This window comes from Chryseobacterium sp. Leaf404, from assembly GCF_001424145.1.
GTDB lineage: Bacteria > Bacteroidota > Bacteroidia > Flavobacteriales > Weeksellaceae > Chryseobacterium.
On sequence record NZ_LMQM01000015.1, the window covers coordinates 115,873 to 135,807 of the forward strand.

General features: G+C 37.8%; 17 protein-coding genes and 1 pseudogene. 16 read left to right on the top strand and 2 right to left on the bottom strand.

Features of this window, described 5'->3' with window-relative positions; translation table 11 throughout:
• The first annotated feature begins 24 nt into the window (after positions 1–24).
• The 11 genes and pseudogenes from rnhA (at position 25) to ASG31_RS16905 (ending at position 14,941) form a co-directional block, all read left to right on the top strand.
• The gene (gene rnhA / locus ASG31_RS16855; protein WP_056035520.1) at positions 25–501 is read left to right on the top strand and encodes a ribonuclease HI; all 477 of its coding nucleotides are present in this window, start codon (positions 25–27) and stop codon (positions 499–501) included.
• Between the two features lie 219 nt (positions 502–720).
• The gene (locus ASG31_RS16860; RefSeq protein WP_056035524.1) at positions 721–2,988 is read left to right on the top strand and encodes a lectin-like domain-containing protein; all 2,268 of its coding nucleotides are present in this window, start codon (positions 721–723) and stop codon (positions 2,986–2,988) included.
• Between the two features lie 166 nt (positions 2,989–3,154).
• Positions 3,155–5,419 (top strand): T9SS type B sorting domain-containing protein, encoded by a 2,265-nt coding sequence (locus ASG31_RS16865; protein WP_056035527.1) that lies wholly within the window; start codon positions 3,155–3,157, stop codon positions 5,417–5,419.
• Between the two features lie 128 nt (positions 5,420–5,547).
• Entirely contained in the window at positions 5,548–6,177 is a 630-nt protein-coding gene (locus ASG31_RS16870) for an NAD(P)H-dependent oxidoreductase (RefSeq protein ID WP_056035530.1), read from the top strand.
• Between the two features lie 32 nt (positions 6,178–6,209).
• On the top strand, positions 6,210–7,787 hold the full coding sequence (gene nadB / locus ASG31_RS16875) for an L-aspartate oxidase (RefSeq protein WP_056035534.1): 1,578 nt from the start codon (positions 6,210–6,212) through the stop codon (positions 7,785–7,787).
• Positions 7,788–7,971: 184 nt separating this feature from the next.
• Entirely contained in the window at positions 7,972–8,832 is an 861-nt protein-coding gene (gene nadC, locus ASG31_RS16880; protein ID WP_056035536.1) for a carboxylating nicotinate-nucleotide diphosphorylase, read from the top strand.
• Between the two features lie 210 nt (positions 8,833–9,042).
• Positions 9,043–11,778, top strand: a complete 2,736-nt coding sequence (locus ASG31_RS16885) for a TonB-dependent receptor (RefSeq protein ID WP_056035538.1) — start codon at positions 9,043–9,045, stop codon at positions 11,776–11,778.
• 84 nt (positions 11,779–11,862) lie between these two features.
• Positions 11,863–12,300 (top strand): hypothetical protein, encoded by a 438-nt coding sequence (locus ASG31_RS16890; RefSeq protein ID WP_056035542.1) that lies wholly within the window; start codon positions 11,863–11,865, stop codon positions 12,298–12,300.
• 26 nt (positions 12,301–12,326) lie between these two features.
• Positions 12,327–12,716, top strand: a pseudogene (locus ASG31_RS16895) (four helix bundle protein).
• A 40-nt stretch (positions 12,717–12,756) separates the two neighbouring features.
• A complete protein-coding gene (locus tag ASG31_RS16900; RefSeq protein WP_056035545.1) occupies positions 12,757–13,749 on the top strand; it encodes an aspartate-semialdehyde dehydrogenase in 993 nt (330 codons plus the stop codon).
• A gap of 199 nt (positions 13,750–13,948) precedes the next feature.
• Positions 13,949–14,941, top strand: a complete 993-nt coding sequence (locus ASG31_RS16905; RefSeq protein WP_056035547.1) for a cation diffusion facilitator family transporter — start codon at positions 13,949–13,951, stop codon at positions 14,939–14,941.
• A 228-nt stretch (positions 14,942–15,169) separates the two neighbouring features.
• On the opposite strand, the gene ASG31_RS16910 is transcribed toward ASG31_RS16905, so the two are convergent.
• Together ASG31_RS16910 and xrtF are read right to left on the bottom strand one after the other, a co-directional pair.
• The gene (locus ASG31_RS16910; RefSeq protein ID WP_056035550.1) at positions 15,170–15,601 is read right to left on the bottom strand and encodes an exosortase F system-associated membrane protein; all 432 of its coding nucleotides are present in this window, start codon (positions 15,599–15,601) and stop codon (positions 15,170–15,172) included.
• Positions 15,598–16,119, bottom strand: coding sequence for an exosortase family protein XrtF (gene xrtF / locus ASG31_RS16915; RefSeq protein ID WP_056035552.1), 522 nt, complete (start codon positions 16,117–16,119; stop codon positions 15,598–15,600). Before xrtF ends, ASG31_RS16910 begins: the two co-directional genes overlap by 4 nt.
• Before the next feature lie 51 nt (positions 16,120–16,170).
• Here xrtF and ASG31_RS16920 point away from each other — a divergent pair, with 51 nt between their 5' ends.
• From ASG31_RS16920 to ASG31_RS16940, 5 genes are all read left to right on the top strand, one after another.
• A complete protein-coding gene (locus ASG31_RS16920) occupies positions 16,171–17,190 on the top strand; it encodes an aminoglycoside phosphotransferase family protein (protein WP_056035555.1) in 1,020 nt (339 codons plus the stop codon).
• A 104-nt stretch (positions 17,191–17,294) separates the two neighbouring features.
• Positions 17,295–17,705, top strand: a complete 411-nt coding sequence (locus ASG31_RS16925) for an RNase adapter RapZ (RefSeq protein WP_056035557.1) — start codon at positions 17,295–17,297, stop codon at positions 17,703–17,705.
• Between the two features lie 162 nt (positions 17,706–17,867).
• Entirely contained in the window at positions 17,868–18,581 is a 714-nt protein-coding gene (locus ASG31_RS16930) for a nucleotidyltransferase family protein (protein ID WP_056035560.1), read from the top strand.
• Positions 18,582–18,587: 6 nt separating this feature from the next.
• Positions 18,588–19,340, top strand: coding sequence for a TIGR00730 family Rossman fold protein (locus ASG31_RS16935; protein WP_056035565.1), 753 nt, complete (start codon positions 18,588–18,590; stop codon positions 19,338–19,340).
• Positions 19,341–19,399: 59 nt separating this feature from the next.
• The gene (locus ASG31_RS16940) at positions 19,400–19,870 is read left to right on the top strand and encodes a DUF6702 family protein (RefSeq protein ID WP_056035568.1); all 471 of its coding nucleotides are present in this window, start codon (positions 19,400–19,402) and stop codon (positions 19,868–19,870) included.
• Positions 19,871–19,935 lie beyond the last annotated feature (65 nt).

Genomic DNA, 19,935 nt, shown 5'->3' on the forward strand with positions numbered 1-19,935 from the left:
AGTTACTAACCTTAACCTCCTACATTGAGAATCGAAATTTATACTGACGGCGCCTGCAGCGGAAATCCCGGAAAGGGAGGCTACGGAATATTGATGCGGGTACCCGAAAAAAACTACCAGAAAACATTCTCAAAAGGTTTCAGAAAAACCACCAACAACAGAATGGAACTCTTAGCAGTAATTGTTGCTCTTGAAAAGCTCAAGTCTGCAGAAAACGACATTCATATCTTTACAGACAGCAAATATGTTTCTGATGCCATTAACAAAAACTGGATTTCGGGATGGGTAAAACGTGGCTGGAAAAATGTAAAAAACCCTGATCTTTGGAAACGGCTGATTCCTCTTTACAATACATATCAGCCGAAATTTCACTGGATAAAAGGTCATTCGGGACATTTTGAAAACGAACTGTGCGACAAACTGGCTGTGGCAGCATCAGCAGGTACAAATCTGGAGGTGGATATCAATTTTGAAACGCCTGATTCTGGAGGGCTTTTTTAGGGTCAGGATAGTATTGATTTTGAGACCATTAGAAAACAGCATTGTTTGCCATCTATTTTTAATGATTCAAAATGAAAAAAATAGATTATTATTTAATTCGCTATCTTCTTTGATATTCTTTGAAAAATAATCACTATTTATCATAAATTTAATAGTATATTCCATTATCTACACTTTTTATTCATACCTTTACGGCTCAATTTCAAAGTTCCCACGTATATGAATAAAAATCTATTGTCTTATATAGCGCTTTTTCTCATTTGTTTCAGTGCATTTTTTAATTCCCAAACGTATCAACTATCCGGAAATCCTGTTGTAACAACGGGATGGACAATGGTAGCACCTACAACAACTGCGGTGAATGGTACTGATGCATTTGTGCAACTTACACCAGATACCAATAATCAATCCGGTTCGATAAGACTGAACAACCCTATTAACCTTAAATTTTGTGATAAATGGAGAGTAGAATTCGATTTCAGAATGGATTCTAATCAAACCGCAAATGGTGACGGGCTTGCATTCTGGTATCTTCAGAATCCGCCTGTCGCAAGTGTTTTAGGTTCAGGTTTAGGCGTTTCTCAAAACGCTGTGGGGTTGATTGTAGGTTTTGACACCTACAATAACACGACTACAGCAGTAATGAGCAAAGTTCACGTAGCTTACGGACAGGTTGCCAATACCACAGACCAAAATAATGTTGAGTTTTTCAACGTTTCGGGAAGCTCTTTTCACTCACCGGACCTTAATACAACTATGCCTTTTCAGGGAACTACTTACAAGCATGTGGAAGTAACTGCTGAAGTAAGCACTGCCAGCCCTACAGGATGGACAATACAGATAAAAATTGACGGAACTATAATATGTAATCAGCCTTTTGTACCATCTGGAACAGCAGCAGCAATGACGCAGGGCTATTTTGGGTTTTCAGCATCCACCGGTGGCAACAGATCAAGGCATTCTATAAAAAACGTAAAAATCTATACGGATAAAGTTCCACTGCTACAGCCCATTATTTCACAGTCTAACTGCCCTAATCCTACTACCGGATTTGCAACAGTAAATTTAACAACATTCAACAATCAGTTTGTAGCAAACCCAGCCAACTTTACATTTACGTATTTTGTTTTAGGAAATCCTACTCCTATTGCCAATCCAGCAGCATTTCAGTATAATGCAGCAACTACAATTATTGTTCGTGTAAAAGATAATGCAGGGTTGCTCTGTGATAACGCAGACGGAAGAATACAGCTTACTACCGGTGATTTTACCGCCAGCAATGTTACACTGTCGACCTGTAATAACAATTACGCAGCAACGGCAACGTTTGATCTTTCCTCAGCAGCAGTGACCTCTACACCAGGAGCTTCTAAAAAATATTACAAAACTTTAGCAGATCTGAATGCCGGAGCCAACGAAATTATGAATTTCAATTCATACGTGTCTGCTCCAGGAAAAGTTTATGTGAAAGTAACAACACCGCAAGGCTGTGTAGGAAATGCAGAAATTACTTTAAGTTTCCTTCCGCTGCCAGTGGCTACAGATGCGACTCTGCAAACCTGTTTCGTCACAGAGGTGGGATTGACAGGGCAATTTAATCTTACAACCGCCAACGTCTCTACACAAACAGGGATTTCCAAAATTTACTATACAACATTAGATAACGCATTAAACAATACCAATCCCATTCCAGATCCTACATCGCATACCGCATCAAACTCTACTGTTTATGTGAGAATTACTGGTGCAAACTTCTGTTGGGTTATCAGGAAAATTACTCTTACAGTAATTCCACCCACAAGATCCGCTGTTTTAAAGGATAAAACAATCTGCATAGAAGACAGAACCACTTTAGATGCAGGACCAGGTTTCGCAAGCTATCTGTGGAGTACTGGCGCCACAACTCAGTCTATCACAGGCGTTCCTGTTGGCAGTTATTGGTTAAAACTTCAGACCGGAGCGTGCTACACATTGCAGATGGTAAGTGTGCGGGCAGCCGGAAACCCTACTATTTCAAGTTTAGACATTAAAAATAACACGATTACAGTGAATGTAACAGGCGGAACTCCTGCTTATCAGTATTCTCTCAACGGCACCAGCTGGCAGACTTCCAATGTCTTCACAGGATTACCGAGAGGTGAAAATAAGGTATTCGTAAAAGATTCTTATAATTGTGAGCCCATTCAGATTCAGGTTACAGTACCAAATATTCTGAATGCAATTACACCTAACGGAGATAACGTAAATGATGTGATTGACTATACAGCTCTTGCTTACAAAAAAAATCTTACATTCATTGTGTATGACAGATACGGAAACAAGAAATTTGAAGCTGATAAAATCAGAAATTTTAAATGGGACGGAACTTCCGGCAACAAAAAACTTCCTACAGGAACTTATTGGTATACCATTTCCTGGAATGAAGATGACAAAAACAATACACAGACCGTTTACAATGGCTGGGTTCTCTTAAAAAACAGGGAGTAATCCCCTGAAAAAAATCACTTTCTACTACAGAGAGTGATTTTTATTAAAGCCTCTCTCCTGCAGAAATGGGCGCTGCAGATACACATTTGATACTTTAAAGTTATTTCATTCAATTTATTGTTTGACAAAACCTATACATTTACCTAATCAAAAATCTAATAATTAAATGAGAAAAACTTTATTATTTTTTAGTATCACTCTATGTTTTTTATTAAATCTCGCTAAAGCACAAACGTACCAGCTAACCGGAAATCCCGTGGTGACCACCGGATGGGATCTTGTTTCTGCTGCTACTGTAAGCACAGATTTTATAAGACTTACACCGGACCAAACCAGCCAGTTTGGTGCAATAAAACTTTCTAACCCAATCAATTTGAAGTACTGCGACAAATGGAAGGTAGAATTTGATTTCAGAATCGACGGAAACGGAACCACAGCGTACGGAAGAGGAGACGGGCTTACATTCTGGTATCTCTCAAACCCACCCGTAGGTTTTACATCTGGTGGTGGACTGGGAATTCCCGCCAATGCAAACGGACTGATGGTTGCATTTGACATCTTTAACAATTCCACAGAGGGACAGATGAGCAAGGTGCATGTACTCTACGGAACCAATAACCTTCCTGCCGGAAACCCGAATATTGAGTACAATATGACGGCCAACAGCACATTTCACTCAGCAGACCTTAATCCTACCCAGCCATTTGTGGGTGCTGCCTACAAACACGTGGTGGTAAACGGAGAGGTAGATCCTAACAATATAAACAACTGGATAATTCAAATCAGAATTGATGGTGTTTTAATTACCAATCAGTCTTTTGCCCCATCCGGAGGCGCAATAGGAATGACCACCGGCTATTTCGGATTTTCATCTGCAACCGGTGCTGCAAGTGCAAGACAGTCTATTAAAGATGTGAAAATTTTCGTAGATAAAGTTCCTATCACTACCAATACCATCACACCTTTTGTATGCATTAACCCAGGAACAGGAAACGGCAGCATAAATCTGACGTCTTATGCCAACCAGTTTGTAGCAAACCCTGCCAATTATAACATCTCGTATTTCATCACAGGAAGCGGAACTCCCATCGCAAACCCCGCAAACTTCCAGTACACCGGCCCTACCAATATTACCGTAGTTGTAAGTGATCCCTCATCTACACTTTGTGATAATGGCGACGGCAGAATTGTACTCAACCCGCAGCCTTTTGATGCGGCAGATGTAACTATGACAGCGTGTAACAATAATAACGCAGGTGTGGCAATCTTTAATCTAGATAATGCCGCTGTTACAACGGTACAGGGTGTTACCAAAAAATACTATCCAACACTGGCCGCTTTAAACGTCGGAACCAATGAGATTATGAATTGGCCTGCCTATCCTGCAGCAGCCGGAACCACCGTTTACGCAAAAGTTACTACACCACAGGGATGTGTAGATAATGCAAAAATAACTTTAAACCATTATCCTACAGTTACTGTAAATAACGCCTCCATTAGAGCCTGCGCAATTGAAACCAACCCTTCGATGGCATCCTTTAATTTAACCGGCGTAACAGTGACGCAGCTGCTGGGAACTGTAAAACATTTTTACCCATCACTCACAGACGCTGTTAATCAAACCAATGAAATCATTCCTATTAACAACTACATTGCTCCTACCGGAGTGGTTTATGTGAGAGTAAGCGATAACAACAACTGTTATGGGGTAGCGGAAATTACTTTAGAAGTAATTCCTCCTAAATATTCTAGCGTTTTGATGGATAAAGTAATCTGTTTTGAAGACAAAACAACCTTAGACGCAGGAACTGGTTTCGACGGATATGAATGGAGCAATGGAGAAACCACACAAACCATCAGCGGAATTGGTATAGGAACATACTGGGTAAAACTGAAATCAGGAGACTGCTGGGCAACTCAGTCTGTAAAGATCTTCCCATCAGATCAGCCTGTGGTAAATTACGTAGAAATTTCAAACAACACCATTATTGTAAACGCAGCCGGTGGAACTCCATCTTATCAGTATTCACTGGATAATATTGTCTGGCAGGATTCTAACGAGTTTAAAAATATTGCCCGTGGAGAATACACTGTTTACGTAAGAGATGCTTACACTTGTGAGCCGATTCAGGTAGTGGTAACTGTACCTAATCTGGTGAATGTAATTACTCCGAATGCAGATGGGATGAACGATTACATCGATTATTCAGCTTTAGGAAACAAAATCAATCTCATTTTTAATATTTATGACAGATACGGAGCCAAGATTCATCAGGGCGATAAAACGAATCAGTACAAATGGGACGGAACCGCCAGCGGAAGAAAAGTTCCTACAGGAAGCTACTGGTACTCTGTAACATGGACAGAAAACAACAAAAACAGAACACCAGTGAAATTCTCCGGATGGATTGTGGTGAAAAACAGAGAATAATTTTTTTTTCATACTTAATTAGCGAAGTCGCTCCTCTAAAAAGGAGCGGCTTTTCTGTTGAGACAATTTACAAATAGATAATTCTTTTAAAAGACAGTTTATTCGCATTCAATTCTTAAATTTGTTATATGAATTATTTGGAAGCTTTAAGCAGAAGATATTCTGTAAAAAAATTCAACCCAGAAAGGCGCATTCCTCAGGATGTGCTTTTAAATATACTGGAGGCTGGAAAGTTGGCTGCAAGCTCACAGGGACTTCAGCCCTACAAAATTTTTGTAGTGGAGAGCAGTGAGATGAAAAAAAATCTCATTCCCGCTTTCTATAATCCTTCTCAAATCTCCACCTGCTCACATCTTATTGTTTTGGTTTCAAAAAAAAATGTTGAAGAAGCTTATCTTGACGGCTACTTTAAACATATTTCTGATGTGCGCAGCCTGCCTGTAGAAAATTTAGACCCTTTCAGAAAAAGCATTAGCAAACATTTCAGCAGTCAGGAACATCAGGATATTTTAAACTGGGCAGAAAAACAGTCTTATATTGTTTTGGCAAATCTGATGTATGCTGCAGCTATTGAAAATATTGATACGTGCCCAATGGAAGGTTTCAGACAGGAGTTGATTGAAAAAATCTTAAATATCGATTCTGAAAATGAAAAAGTGACCGTTACCCTGGCTTTAGGTTACCGTGCCGAGGACGATGATTTTCAAAACCTGAAAAAAGTAAGAAAACCCAACGATAAATTATTTAAATTTATTTAATTATTTCAGACAAACGTCTTTAAAGAAAAAATATGATAAAAGCAGATGTATTGGTTATCGGATCCGGAATTTCTGGATTGTCTTATGCCATTAAAGTTTCAGAACAATTTCCCGATGCAAAAATCATCATTGTAACAAAATCTGACGAAGGCGAGAGCAACACAAAATATGCACAAGGCGGTTTGGCAGTAGTCACAGACGCCAAAAACGACAATTTCGAAAAACATATTGAAGACACAATGCGTGCCGGAGACGGAGAAAACAAACGCGACGTTGTGGAAATGGTAGTAAAAGAAGCTCCGGCAAGATTTAACGAAATTGTTGAATGGGGCGCTAATTTCGATATGAAAAATGGCGAATTTGCTTTAGGAAGAGAAGGCGGCCATACCGAAAACAGAATTGTACATCACAAAGACATCACCGGTTTCGAGATTGAAAGAGCTTTACTTGAAACAGCAAACAGCAGCCCGAATATTGAGATTCTTGATCATCATTATGTAATTGACATCATCACCCAACACCACGTTCCGGGAAAAGAGCTCAATGAAGGCGAAATCAATTGCTACGGAGCCTATATTTTAGATGAAAAATCTAAATCTATCAAGAAAATTACTTCAAAAATCACTTTGGTAGCTACCGGAGGAGCGGGTCATGTTTATAAAAACACCACCAATCCTACCATCGCAACCGGCGACGGAATTGCTTTCGTAGCACGCGCCAAAGGCAAGGTGAGCAATATGCAGTATTACCAGTTTCATCCTACAGCTTTATACAGCAAGCTGGATGGGATGCTGTTTTTAATTTCCGAAGCTGTACGTGGCGACGGCGCCAAATTAAGAACCAAACGTGGTGAAAAATTCATGCACAAGTACGATGACAGAGAAGAATTGGCCTCGCGTGATATCGTTGCAAGAGCCATTGACGCTGAAATGAAAATCACAGGAGACGAATTTGTGGGCCTGGACTGCCGTGAAATGAATCACGAAAAGTTCCTGGAGCACTTCCCAAACATCTACAAAAAGTGCAAAGACGAAGGCGTTGATCCTTTTAAGCAGTTAATCCCCGTAGTTCCGGCCTGCCATTATCTTATGGGCGGAATTGATATCGATAAAGACGGACAGTCTTCTCTCAATAATCTGTTTGCCGTAGGCGAATGTACCAATTCAGGACTGCATGGCGCCAACAGACTGGCTTCAAATTCCTTACTGGAAGGTTTGGTTTTTGGTCATAACGCAGCCATGAAAACGGTAGAATTACTGAAAGAAAATAATTTTAACTTCGACGATCTAAAAGCTGTTCCGGAATGGAATGAAGAAGGAATGAAAATTATAGACGAGATGGTGATCGTTTCTTACCTCAGAAAACAGCTTCAGGAAATGATGAGTGACTTGGTAGGTATCGTTAGAAGCAACAGCAGACTGAAGATGGCACTGCAAAAACACGCAGAAATTGCGGCAGCTGTCAACGAAATTTACCACTACTCTATTCTTTCTCCACAACTTTCAGAATTAAGGAATTTAACAACAGTTGCCCATTTAATTATTACTCAATCTATGGAAATGACTCAGAATAAAGGAGCATTTTACAATAAGGATCTGGTGCAGGCATAATTGATAATTAATAAAAATCCTCAAATCTAAATTTTTAATTTTCAATAAATTTTGAAATGCTGCAAAAAAGCAATGAAAAACATCTGACGGATTTTAGATTTACAAATACTTCCCCAAAAAATTTCAGATCTCACCTTCCATCAATTGAAGAAGCTGAAAACGAATTAATAAAAAAATTACAACAATGAAAAGACCAGGCTACGCAAACGATAAAGTTTTAAAACAGTTCATCAAAAATGCTTTGGAAGAAGACATTCAGGATGGGGATCATTCCACGTTGTCCACAATTCCTAAAGATCTTCAGCAAAGAGCAAAACTTTTAGTGAAAGAAAACTGTATTCTGGCGGGAGTGGAATTGGCCGAAATTATTTTCAAAACGTTCGATAAAAATTTAAAAGTAGAAAACTACATCAAAGACGGTGAAGTAGCGAAAGCGGGTGACATTGCATTTATTGTCACCGGAAGCGCACGCTCCATTCTTTCAACAGAGAGACTGGTTTTAAACTGTATGCAGCGCATGAGCGGCATCGCGACTTTAACCCAGGATTGGGATTCCAGATTGGTGGGTTCAAAAACCAAACTTTTAGATACAAGAAAAACTACCCCGAACTTCAGAGTTTGTGAAAAATGGGCAGTTGCCATTGGTGGCGGAACCAATCACAGATACGGTTTATATGACATGATCATGCTGAAAGACAATCACATCGATTATAATGGAAGCATCACGAATGCCGTGAAAATGGCGAAAGATTACGTAAAAAAATCGAAGAAAAAACTTAAAATAGAAGTTGAAACCAGAAATCTGGAGGAAGTTCAGGAAGCTATCAACGCAAAAGTAGACAGAATCATGCTTGACAACATGGATGTTGCAACAATGAGAAAAGCTGTAAAACTTATCAACGGAGTTTGCGAAAGCGAAGCTTCTGGTGGAATCACAAGAGATCAACTCAAAGAAATTGCAGCAACCGGAGTAACGTATATCTCCGCGGGAGCCCTTACCCACTCGGCTGACAATATAGATTTAAGTTTAAAAGCCATTAAATAAACCATTACATTTTTAATAAAAACATCGCTATTTTGTTAAAAATTAAATAATATGATTTTTTTCACGTTAAAATTCAAAAACTTTATATAACTCTGACAAACAGAGTGTTGCATAGTATTTTGATTGATTAAAAATTAACATTGTGTTAACAATACTTAGGAAAAATTTTATGAATTTTGCATCAAATTAATTCTAACTATTACTACGATTATGAAATTAATCAACAAATCAGCATTAACTGTTCTGATCACGTTATCAACAGCTAGTGTTTATTATGCGCAACAGATTAAAGATACTGTGAGAGACGATAAGTCCAGAGATATCGAAACTGTTGTACTTACAGGTGTTGCAGATATTGCAAAGGACAGAAAAACTCCTGTTGCCGTTTCTACCATCAAAGAAGCACAAATTCAAGAAAGAATCGGAAATCAGGAACTTCCTGAATTATTAAACACTACACCATCTGTATACGCTACAAAATCTGGTGGTGGTTTTGGAGATTCTAAAATCAATATTCGTGGTTTTGCCCAAGAGAATATTGCAGTAATGGTAAATGGTGTACCAGTAAATGATATGGAGAACGGAGCGGTATACTGGTCTAACTGGGCAGGTCTTTCTGACGTAACTTCAGCAATGCAGGTACAGAGAGGTTTAGGCTCATCAAAACTAGCTATTGCATCGGTTGGTGGTACAATGAACTATGTTACCAGAGCAGCTGACAAAAGACAAGGCGGTAAAGTATCAGTAGGTGTAGCTAATGAAGGTTATTTAAAAACTGTATTTTCATATAATACCGGTAAATCAGCTAAAGGATGGTCTTCTTCATTCTTAATGGGTAGAACCGCCGGAGCAATGTATGCTAATGGAACTGACTTTGAAGGATACAACTATTATTTCGCTCTAGGATATCAGCCAAATAAAAAGCACGATTTCCAGTTTACAATCACAGGTGCTCCACAGTGGCACAACCAAAGATCTACTTCTTCCACAATTCAAAATTACATCAGATATAATGCAGATCAGGATGGAACACCTAACAGAAGATATAATGCAGACTGGGGATTTGATAGAAACGGCGACCAACTATCTAATAGAGTAAATTATTATCATAAGCCCGTATTATCTCTTAACTGGGATTGGAAATTTAATGAAAAATCTAAATTGAACTCAGTATTTTATGCTTCTTTCGGTAGAGGTGGTGGTACTGGTGATTTAGGAAGAATCCGTACTGGGGTTGGAACAGCTACTGCTGGCGTAACTGGATTTGTAACTCCAGAAGGTCAGATTGATTATAATGCAATTTTCACAGGGAATGCAGCAGTTGATGTAAACAATCCTGCAACTGCAACTCAAAGTACGCTTATCAGAAGATCATCTATCAACTCTCACAACTGGTTTGGTGCAATTATCAGCTTCAATCATAAAATTAATGATAATATTAATTTTACAATTGGTACAGACAACAGATATTATTATGGATATCACTATCAGATTATATCAGATCTTTACGGAGCTTCAGGTTACAAAGACAATACCAACAGAAACTTCTATACTGCTCCCGGAAACCTATATACTGTAACACCTAGAGTTGTTTCAAATGTATTTGCTCCAAGAGCTACAGGAAATCCTTTCGGAGGTAAATTAAATAACGGAGAAGATAAAATCGGTTACGATAATGATGGGGAAGTACTATGGTATGGAGGATTTGGTCAGATCGAATACTCTAACGATAAACTTTCTGCCTTTGTACAAGGAGCTGTTTCTAATCAGTCATTCCAAAGAATTGACCACTTTATTATCGATGGTGTTACATTGTTAAATGGTCAGCAAGCTGGATTCAGAAACACTACTGCTGCAACAATTGCTCAACCAACAGCTGCAAATCCTGCATTAAATACTAAAACAGGATTTAAAGATATCTTAGGATACAATATGAAAGCTGGTGCTAACTATAACATTGATGATCACCATAATGTTTATGCAAACATTGGATATTATTCTAAGCAGCCATTCTTGAATGCAGTATACCCGAACAATAAAAATTACCTGAACCCGAATTTAACAAACGAAAAAATCTTCGGTATTGAAGGTGGTTACGGTTTCCGTTCATCAATGTTTAATGCAAATTTAAATGTTTACAGAACTGAGTGGAGAGATAGATTCCAAAGAAGAGGTGGTCTTACACAAACTTACCCGGATCCAACAAATCCAGGTAATATGATTACAACAACTCAGGCGTATTCAAATATACAGGGAATTACTGAAATCCACCAAGGTGTTGAATTGGAACTTACTGCAAAACCTCACAAAATGCTTGAATTATTCGGTATGGTATCTTTCAATGATTACTACTATAAAGGTAATGCACAGGGAAATATCTTTACCGAAAACAACGAGCAAATTGGAGCTGATTCTCAGACCCTTTATTTAGATGGTGTGAAAGTAGGAAGCTCTGCGCAAACAACAGTTGCAGGAGGATTTACTGTTAAACCAGTAGAATGGTTCTCATTTGATGCAACTTACAGAGGTGCAGACAAACTTTATGCAAACTTAAATGTACTAAACTTTTCAAATGAAGCATCTCAAAACAGAGGTTCTCTGTTATTACCTTCATTTGGATTAGTAGACTTAGGAATTACATTTAAAGTTAAATTGAAAAATCCATCTCAATTCTTTACTTTAAGAGGAAATGTTTACAACTTGTTGGATAAAACTTATATCGCAGAATCTAACTCAAATATTCACGCGGACCTTGGTTTAAATGAATATATTGAAATTAATAAACCTATCCAGACTACACCACTTACGGCTGCCCAGGTTACTACTTTAACAAACAATTACAACACGTACAAAGCTGCAGGTAATTGGAATGGTATCAGTCAGCAAAATCAGGTATACTTCGGATACGGAAGAACCTGGTCTGCAACTTTATCCTTCAATTTCTAATAAAATTCACTTTTATTACATACGAAATCCCGGCTTTATCGCTGGGATTTTTTTTATATTTGCATCTAATAAAAAATAAACTTTATGGATTTCAACTTTATGCTTCAGGCTCACCGTGGTTTTGCTTATTTAATATTACTTGCCACCGCAGTTTTTGTTGTAGCACTATTGGCAGCCATGTTCGGATATTCCGGGAAAATCTCAAAACTCTTAAGAAGATCTACTCTTTTCACCATGATTTTCTTTCACACCCAGGCTTTGATAGGCTTAGTGATGCTTTTCTTCTTTTCTCCGGGCTTCAAAGCGGCAAAAGAGTCTGGAATGCTAATGAAAGATGCTGTTTTAAGAAATACATACGTTGAGCATCCTACAGCAATGATTATTGCTGCTGTACTGTTAACGGTTGTTAATAAAAAAATAAAGACCAGCGACAGGCTTCAGGTAAGCTGGCTGATTATGGCATTGGCAGCTATTGCTTTGATGCTCTGGGCTTTCCAGTGGGGAAGACTTTTCGGAGCATAAAATATAAAATTTAAAGTTACTTCAGCATGGTAATTAAAAAATTTGAAGATTTAGAGATATGGCAACTTGCCCGCACCTAGTGCAACGAAATTTATCAAATTTCTCAGGAAACTTCTTTGGGTAAAAATTACCGTCTTTACACTCAAATAGATGGTTCTTCAGGGTCAATTATAGATAATATTGCAGAAGGCTTTGAAAGAAACGGTAACAAAGAATTTGTGCAATTTCTATCTACAGCTAAAGCTTCATACGGTGAAACGAGATCTCAGCTTTACAGAGTTTTAGACAGAAAATTCATCGATGAGATCACATTTTAAAAACTGAAAAGCCAAACAGAAATTTTAAGCAGACAAATCAGCGGATTTATCACTTATCTTCAAAACAGTGATATCAAAGGAAGTAAATATAAATCTTAAATCGAATCTTGAATATTGAATATTAAATTTTAAATAAATTATGAAAGTAGCTGTAGTAGGTTCAACAGGAATGGTTGGACAAATAATGCTTAAAGTTCTCGAAGAGAGAAACTTCCCTGTAACAGAATTAATTCCCGTAGCATCAGAAAAATCTATTGGTAAACAGGTGAAGTATAAACAGGTAGATTATACCATCGTAAGCATGAAAGACGCTATAGCTGCCAAACCGGATATTGCTATTTTCTCAGCCGGTGGAGATACTTCTCTGGAGTACGCCCCTCTCTTTGCCGAAGTGGGAACAGTTGTAATTGATAACTCTTCTGCATGGAGAATGGATCCCACCAAAAAATTAGTAGTTCCGGAAATTAATGCTGATGTTTTGACTAAAGAAGATAAAATTATCGCTAACCCAAACTGTTCCACCATTCAGCTGGTAATGGTTTTGGGACCTTTAAATAAAAAATACAATCTTAAAAGAGTGATCGTTTCTACTTATCAGTCGGTAACAGGAACAGGGAAAGCTGCCGTAGATCAGTTGAACGGAGAAATTTCTGGCGATGATTCTGTTGCGAAAGTTTATCCTTATCAGATTTTCAAAAATGCTTTGCCACACTGTGATGTATTTTCGGATAACGATTACACTAAAGAAGAAATTAAATTAATGAAGGAACCTAAGAAGATTTTAGGCGACGATACCTTTAATTTAACCGCAACTGCAGTAAGAGTTCCTGTGCAGGGAGGTCATTCTGAAAGTGTAAACATCGAATTTGAAAACGAATTTGATCTCGACGAAGTAAGAAAAATCTTATCTGAAACTCCTGGTGTAGTTGTAATGGATAACGTAAAAAACAACGAATATCCAATGCCACTCTACTCAGAAGGAAAAGACGAAGTTTTTGTAGGAAGAATACGAAGAGACGCATCGCAGCCCAAAACGCTCAACTGCTGGATCGTCGCAGACAACCTCCGGAAAGGAGCTGCTACCAACGCGGTGCAGATTGCAGAATACCTTGTTGCAAACAACTTAGTATAAGCTAACAAAACAAAAAAGAGTCTCCAAAAGAGATTCTTTTTTTTATCGAATATTAAAGCTGTTGGCTGCTTATTTGAAATTATGCCTTCCTCTTTATTAAGGAGCTAAATTTTTCTGAAAAGGTTTTTAAATTACTCACTTTCAGGATGGGGAAGATATAATTTTAAAAATCTTTTTTAAACAAATTATCGTTATAATAATGATTACAAAAAATATCAACAAAGACAAAATCGGCTTCCAGAAACTCATCGCAACTTTTGGGATCATCCTTTTTGTAGGGAAAATCATTGCTTGGAAACTCACAGATTCCGATGCCGTTTTTTCTGATGCAATGGAAAGCATCGTGAATGTCATCAGTGCCTTCATGGGGCTCTATTCCCTGTACTTAGCATCAAAACCAAAAGATGAAGATCACCCGTATGGTCACGGAAAAGTAGAATTTGTAACATCCGGTATTGAAGGCGCACTCATCGCAATTGCCGGGATAATGATCATCTACGAGGGAATCAATAGCTTGGTGACGGGCAAAATTCTAGGCCAGCTGGACTGGGGAATCGGGATCATTGCCGCAACGGCTGTCATCAACTATATTTTAGGTTATATTTCCATTAAAAAAGGTGAAAAAGAAAATTCATTAGTCCTTATTTCATCCGGAAAACATTTGCAGTCCGACACGATTACGACTTTGGGCGTGGTCATCAGTTTGGTCATCGTTTATTTTACCAAAATTTACTGGATTGACTCTGTCGTTGCCCTTATTTTCGGCTTTTACATCATCTTCGTAGGCTACAAAATTGTAAGAAAATCTCTGAGCGGAATTATGGATGAGCAAAATCCAGAGCTTCTCCAAAACATCATCGATCTTTTAGAAAAAAACAGACGTACCGAGTGGATAGACATTCACAACATGAAAATCCAGCAGTTCGGTTCCTCCCTTCACATCGATGCGCACATCACACTTCCTTACTACTACAGCCTTCGTGAGGCCCATCAGGAGATGGAAAATGTAATTATGCTCTTAGCCAAAAACACCCAGAGAACAGTTGAATTTAATTTTCACATGGACGACTGCAAAACAGTCTCATGCCCCGTCTGCCAGATTTTCGACTGCCCTGTGCGGGAATTACCTTTCGTACAACGCGTAAAATGGACACCGGAAAATGTGACGAGCGTGGATAAACACAGCATTTAGTTTTAAAGAACGTTTTAATCAAGGCAGAGTCTGCGTAGGTTTTTTAGGAGCCATTTCCAGCTCTCCGCTCATACTCCTCGCGCCTTCCCTCTCCACCGCTGAGGCCATCCAAGCCTCCAACGCCTGCTGTGGGGTATCCGCTGCGATCTGGGCTAGGAACTCAGCACCGCTTTCTCACACTGTTTAAACCTAAATTCAGGAGTATTACCGATTCTTATTTTTATCTTTTTATTTAATAAGTATTTGCTTCCGGTAATAAAACAGAGGAATAATCAAAAGTAAAATCAAAGGCTGGATCACAAACCTCCTGATATAAAAAGAAAACAGATATCCAATTTCGAATCTGTCTGAAACACAATACAGATAAATAGGAAATGTAATAACAAAAATAATAGAAATTAAAACCGCAGCCTGAGCCGTCCAGTTCTTATTTTTAAACAGAAAATGAATAATAACCAAAGATGAAATAAGATTTAAAACAAATCTGAAAACATGACTCAAAATAAGTTTTGCCCATTCAAAATCCGGGAATTCTGCATTTTTTGTGGCGTCGTGAAAATAATTCAGAAAAGGATCGTAGAAAAGAGAATCTTCAAAAATCCTCACAGAGACAATGCCAGCAACGCCTGCCAAAATCAAAAACCAACTCAGAATCTTCATTTCTTCAGTGCAAAAAATTTAATCCAGACCAGCCACAGAACCACCACAGAACCATAAATCACCGCGGGAAAAACATAATCATGCCCTGTTTTGCTGTATTGAGGAAAATCTCTCACCACAATATTCAAACCCACAATTCGGGAAACATTCATCACATAGAGAACAGCAAAACCTGCCAGAGCAAAAACAAAAGTCTGAACACCTTTATAAAACGCAAAAATAAATGCCACGAAAAGAATAATCACAGAAACCGCATTGCATCCCTCCACCATTCTTGTGATGTACTCACCTTTTACATGAAACCAGATCTGCTCATTCGGCACATCGTTATATAAAAAAGTTTTGTAGCCAAAACTGTTCTGCAGAAAAGCAGCCTGGTCTGCCACCATCCTGGAATAGGGATCAAGACCTTTTGCCTGAAAATGATTCAGATAAAACTGGTACGCAAAAATAAACACCACATAGATAATGATAAAGCGCAGCAGGATGCCGAGTACAGGTTTAAAGTCTTTTAGCATGCTGCAAAGATAAAATATTCGGTGGTAAATCATTATATTTGTTACCATATTATGACTCACGAACAGGCAAAATACTTTTTCGAAAACCACTTTGGCCAAACTCCGCATGATTTTGCTATTTTAGCACAAAGCGGTTCTGCAAGGATCAATTTTAAGGCTTCAAACTCAGATGGAGACTACATCGTTACCTTCAACGAAAATCTTAGAGAAAACGAATCTTTCCTGTATTTTTCAGAAATTTTCAACTCCTTACATCTCAATACACCGCAAATTTTTGCAGTTTCAGATGACAGAAAGCTCTATATTCAGGAATTTTTAGGCCAGAAGACTTTTTCTGAAATAATTGCCGGTGAATGTCAGTCTGAAAGAGTGAAACTTCTGGTAAAACAGACACTCGAAAAGCTTTTCACACTTCAGACCGCAACTGAAAACAAAATTGACTACTCACAAACTTTCGAATATGAAAGTTATGACGAGCTTCCTATAATGCATGATCTTTATTATTTCAAAAATTTCGTCGCAGACGTTCTGGATCTTGAATATCACAAATCAACCTTGCTGAAAGAGTTTAAAAAAATCACAAAGCTCATTGAAAATCTTGAGCCAAAAGGTCTCATGATCCGCGATTTTCAGGCAAGAAATATTATGGTGAATGATGAAGACAAAGTTTCATTTATTGATTACCAGTCTGCAATGAAAGGCCCGTTAATGTACGATGTAATCTCATTTTTGTTTCAGGCGAAAGCCAATTTCTCTGAAGATTTTAAAAACGAAATGCTTCATTACTACATTAATCAGTTTAAAAATGAGGAAACAGAAATTCAACTAAAAAAATCGGTTAAGCCTTTACAGCTGATGAGATTTTTGCAGGTTTTGGGAGCTTATGGTCTTCGCGGATTGGTTCAGAGAAAATCACATTTCATCTCCAGCTTAGAAAAAGGAATTCAAAACATCACAGAATTCATAGAAAACTGGGAAGAGATGCAAAATTATCCTGAATTATGTAATGTGATCAAACAATTGAATTCTGAAAAGACAAGATTAAAAATCGGGAGAATTTTGAGCAATTAAATTTAAACCAGGAAATTAAGAACAATAAATTCACTTTGTCAGAATAAATTTTAAATAAATGATAATTACATTTCAATATCAATCATCAATAATAAAATAAAAATATGCTGCACATAGACATTCACAGTTTTTCATACAAAAAGGGAGGCATTCCCAAAGATAACAGCGGTAACGGCGGAGGTTTTACTTTCGATTGCCGCGGCATTCTCAACCCCGGAAGAGTGGAGGAATATAAAATCCAAACCGGAAACGACATCGGCGTGCAGGAATATCTCGAAACAAAAACAGAAATGCCAAAATTTCTGGAGCTGGTAAAAAGCATAGTTTCCATCAACATCGATAATTATTTGGGAAGAGGTTTCGAAAATCTTCAAATCAATTTCGGTTGTACGGGCGGACAGCACCGATCTGTATACTCAGCCATTAAAATTGCTCATTTCATAGAAGAAAAATATGGCAGCCAGGTAGAAATCAGCCTGCACCACGACGAGCAACATCAACTTAATCATAAGTAATGGGTAATTAATCGGTAATGAGTAATACTGGATTCGCTGTTTTAAAAGTATTCTGCAATTATTATTTTAAACTGCGTCTTTCGTAGTAGTCATTATCTACAAATTACTTATCACCCACATATTACTCATTACTCATTACTCATCACTTATTACTCATATCAAATGAAGGCATTAATTTTCGCAGCAGGGAAAGGCACCCGTTTGAAACCCTTTACAGATCATCATCCGAAGGCTTTGGCGAAGGTGAATGATATACCGCTTTTAGAAAGAAACATCAAATATCTTCAGGGCTACGGCATCAACGATTTTGTGATTAACATACATCATTTCGGAAGTCAGATTGTAGATTTTTTAAAACAGAACAATAATTTTAATGCTAAAATTGAGATTTCTGATGAGTTTGAAGAACTGCTGGAAACAGGCGGTGGACTGGTCTTCGCGAAAAGATTTTTAGACCATGGTGAAGATTTTATCATTATGAATGCCGATATTCTTACAGAAATCAATATCAATGATTTGGTAGATTATCACAAAAAGATGAAAGATTTTGCTACTTTAGCGGTTTCAGATCGTGACAGTTCCAGAAAACTGCTTTTCAATGATGATTTTGTACTGAGAGGATGGCTGAATGTGCAGACAGGCGAACAACGCCTCGCAGAATTCAACAAAGGTTTCAAAGCTTTTGCATTCAGTGGTGTTCATTGCATCAATCCTGTTATTTTCAGTAAAATAAAAAGGAAAGGCAAATTTTCTGTGATGGAAGAGTATCTTGATCTGATGCAGACAGAGCAAATACACGGGTTTTTACATCAGAATATCCTCATCGATGTTGGAAGACCTGAATCTGTGCTGGAAGCTGAAAAATATTTTAAATAAACTGAAATGCAAAACGAAAAATTGAGGGACGAAAGTTTACAAAACCCTTCTTTAGATATCAACGAAACAAAATTACACAACAGTTTTAAAGAAAAAAACTGGGACGAAACCATAACCAAAGACAGCTGGATGGTCTTCAAAGTGATGGCAGAATTTGTAGATGGCTACGAAAAAATGGCCAAAATAGGACCTTGTGTATCTATTTTTGGTTCTGCAAGATTACAGCCCGACAACAAATACTACGCGATGGCAGTGGAAATTGCCGAAAAAATAACGAAAATAGGCTTTGGAGTGATCACAGGAGGTGGCCCCGGTATTATGGAAGCTGGTAATAAAGGAGCTTTTAATGCAAAAGGAAAATCTATCGGTTTAAATATTGATCTGCCTTTTGAGCAACATTTTAATCCCTACATCAACAAAATGTATTCGCTGAACTTTGATTATTTTTTTGTGAGGAAAGTGATGTTTATCAAATATTCACAGGGATTTATCGTGATGCCCGGGGGATTTGGCACGCTGGACGAACTTACTGAAGCAATAACTTTAATCCAAACCAATAAAATTGGGAAATTTCCTATTGTACTCGTAGGTTCTGAATTTTGGGGTGGGCTTTTAGATTGGTTTAAAGAAACTTTACTGAAAGAAAAAATGATTTCTGAGCCGGATCTGGATCTTTACCGTGTGGTAGACAGCGCTGATGAGGCAGTTGCACACATCAAAGCTTTTTATGACAAATACTCAGTAAACGTAAACTTCTGATTGGCACATATTTTGAGAATTAATCCAGACATGAATGATTGAAAAATTGATTAACTGAAATGAAAAAAATTTTATATCTAACAGGAGTTGTAGCCTTGGTCTCTCTGATGAGTTTCGCAGTCTTTGATTTTTACTCATCTATGACTAAAGCAGATTATATCGAAGGCAGCAAAACATTAAAATTTACCTCTAAAATAAATACAGGCCATATTTCTGATGCCATTAAAATCAACAGAAACACCGCAGGTTTTGAAGCTGAAGTGAAAAAATATGTGAACAATAACTTCGATGTGTACGTAAACGGATCACCGAAAACGCTTACTTTTACAGGAAGCCAGGTGAGCGGAGAAACGGTTTGGGTGTATTTTGAGGCAAATGGTATTTCTGATGTGAATTCATTAAAAATAAAAAACACCATCCTCCTCGGAGCATTTCCAAAACAGATTAACCTCGTAAACATTGCCTATAAAGGAAGTCAGAAGACAATGAATTTCCAGCGCGGCAAAGAAGTGAACGAGGTAGAATTCTAAAGAATATCCTTTAATTTTAATACGGTAAGACCATTGAGCAATCAGTGGTTTTTTTTTGTACTTGC

Coding starts and splice junctions, on each gene's coding strand:
- ASG31_RS16900 (WP_056035545.1), top strand. CDS start 12,757: ATGAAAGTAGCTGTAGTAGGTTCAACAGGAATGGTTGGACAAATAATG.
- ASG31_RS16885 (WP_056035538.1), top strand. CDS start 9,043: ATGAAATTAATCAACAAATCAGCATTAACTGTTCTGATCACGTTATCA.
- xrtF (WP_056035552.1), bottom strand. CDS start 16,119: ATGCTAAAAGACTTTAAACCTGTACTCGGCATCCTGCTGCGCTTTATC.
- ASG31_RS16890 (WP_056035542.1), top strand. CDS start 11,863: ATGGATTTCAACTTTATGCTTCAGGCTCACCGTGGTTTTGCTTATTTA.
- ASG31_RS16940 (WP_056035568.1), top strand. CDS start 19,400: ATGAAAAAAATTTTATATCTAACAGGAGTTGTAGCCTTGGTCTCTCTG.
- nadB (WP_056035534.1), top strand. CDS start 6,210: ATGATAAAAGCAGATGTATTGGTTATCGGATCCGGAATTTCTGGATTG.
- ASG31_RS16920 (WP_056035555.1), top strand. CDS start 16,171: ATGACTCACGAACAGGCAAAATACTTTTTCGAAAACCACTTTGGCCAA.
- nadC (WP_056035536.1), top strand. CDS start 7,972: ATGAAAAGACCAGGCTACGCAAACGATAAAGTTTTAAAACAGTTCATC.
- ASG31_RS16930 (WP_056035560.1), top strand. CDS start 17,868: ATGAAGGCATTAATTTTCGCAGCAGGGAAAGGCACCCGTTTGAAACCC.
- ASG31_RS16865 (WP_056035527.1), top strand. CDS start 3,155: ATGAGAAAAACTTTATTATTTTTTAGTATCACTCTATGTTTTTTATTA.
- ASG31_RS16860 (WP_056035524.1), top strand. CDS start 721: ATGAATAAAAATCTATTGTCTTATATAGCGCTTTTTCTCATTTGTTTC.
- ASG31_RS16905 (WP_056035547.1), top strand. CDS start 13,949: ATGATTACAAAAAATATCAACAAAGACAAAATCGGCTTCCAGAAACTC.
- ASG31_RS16925 (WP_056035557.1), top strand. CDS start 17,295: ATGCTGCACATAGACATTCACAGTTTTTCATACAAAAAGGGAGGCATT.
- ASG31_RS16910 (WP_056035550.1), bottom strand. CDS start 15,601: ATGAAGATTCTGAGTTGGTTTTTGATTTTGGCAGGCGTTGCTGGCATT.
- ASG31_RS16870 (WP_056035530.1), top strand. CDS start 5,548: ATGAATTATTTGGAAGCTTTAAGCAGAAGATATTCTGTAAAAAAATTC.
- ASG31_RS16935 (WP_056035565.1), top strand. CDS start 18,588: ATGCAAAACGAAAAATTGAGGGACGAAAGTTTACAAAACCCTTCTTTA.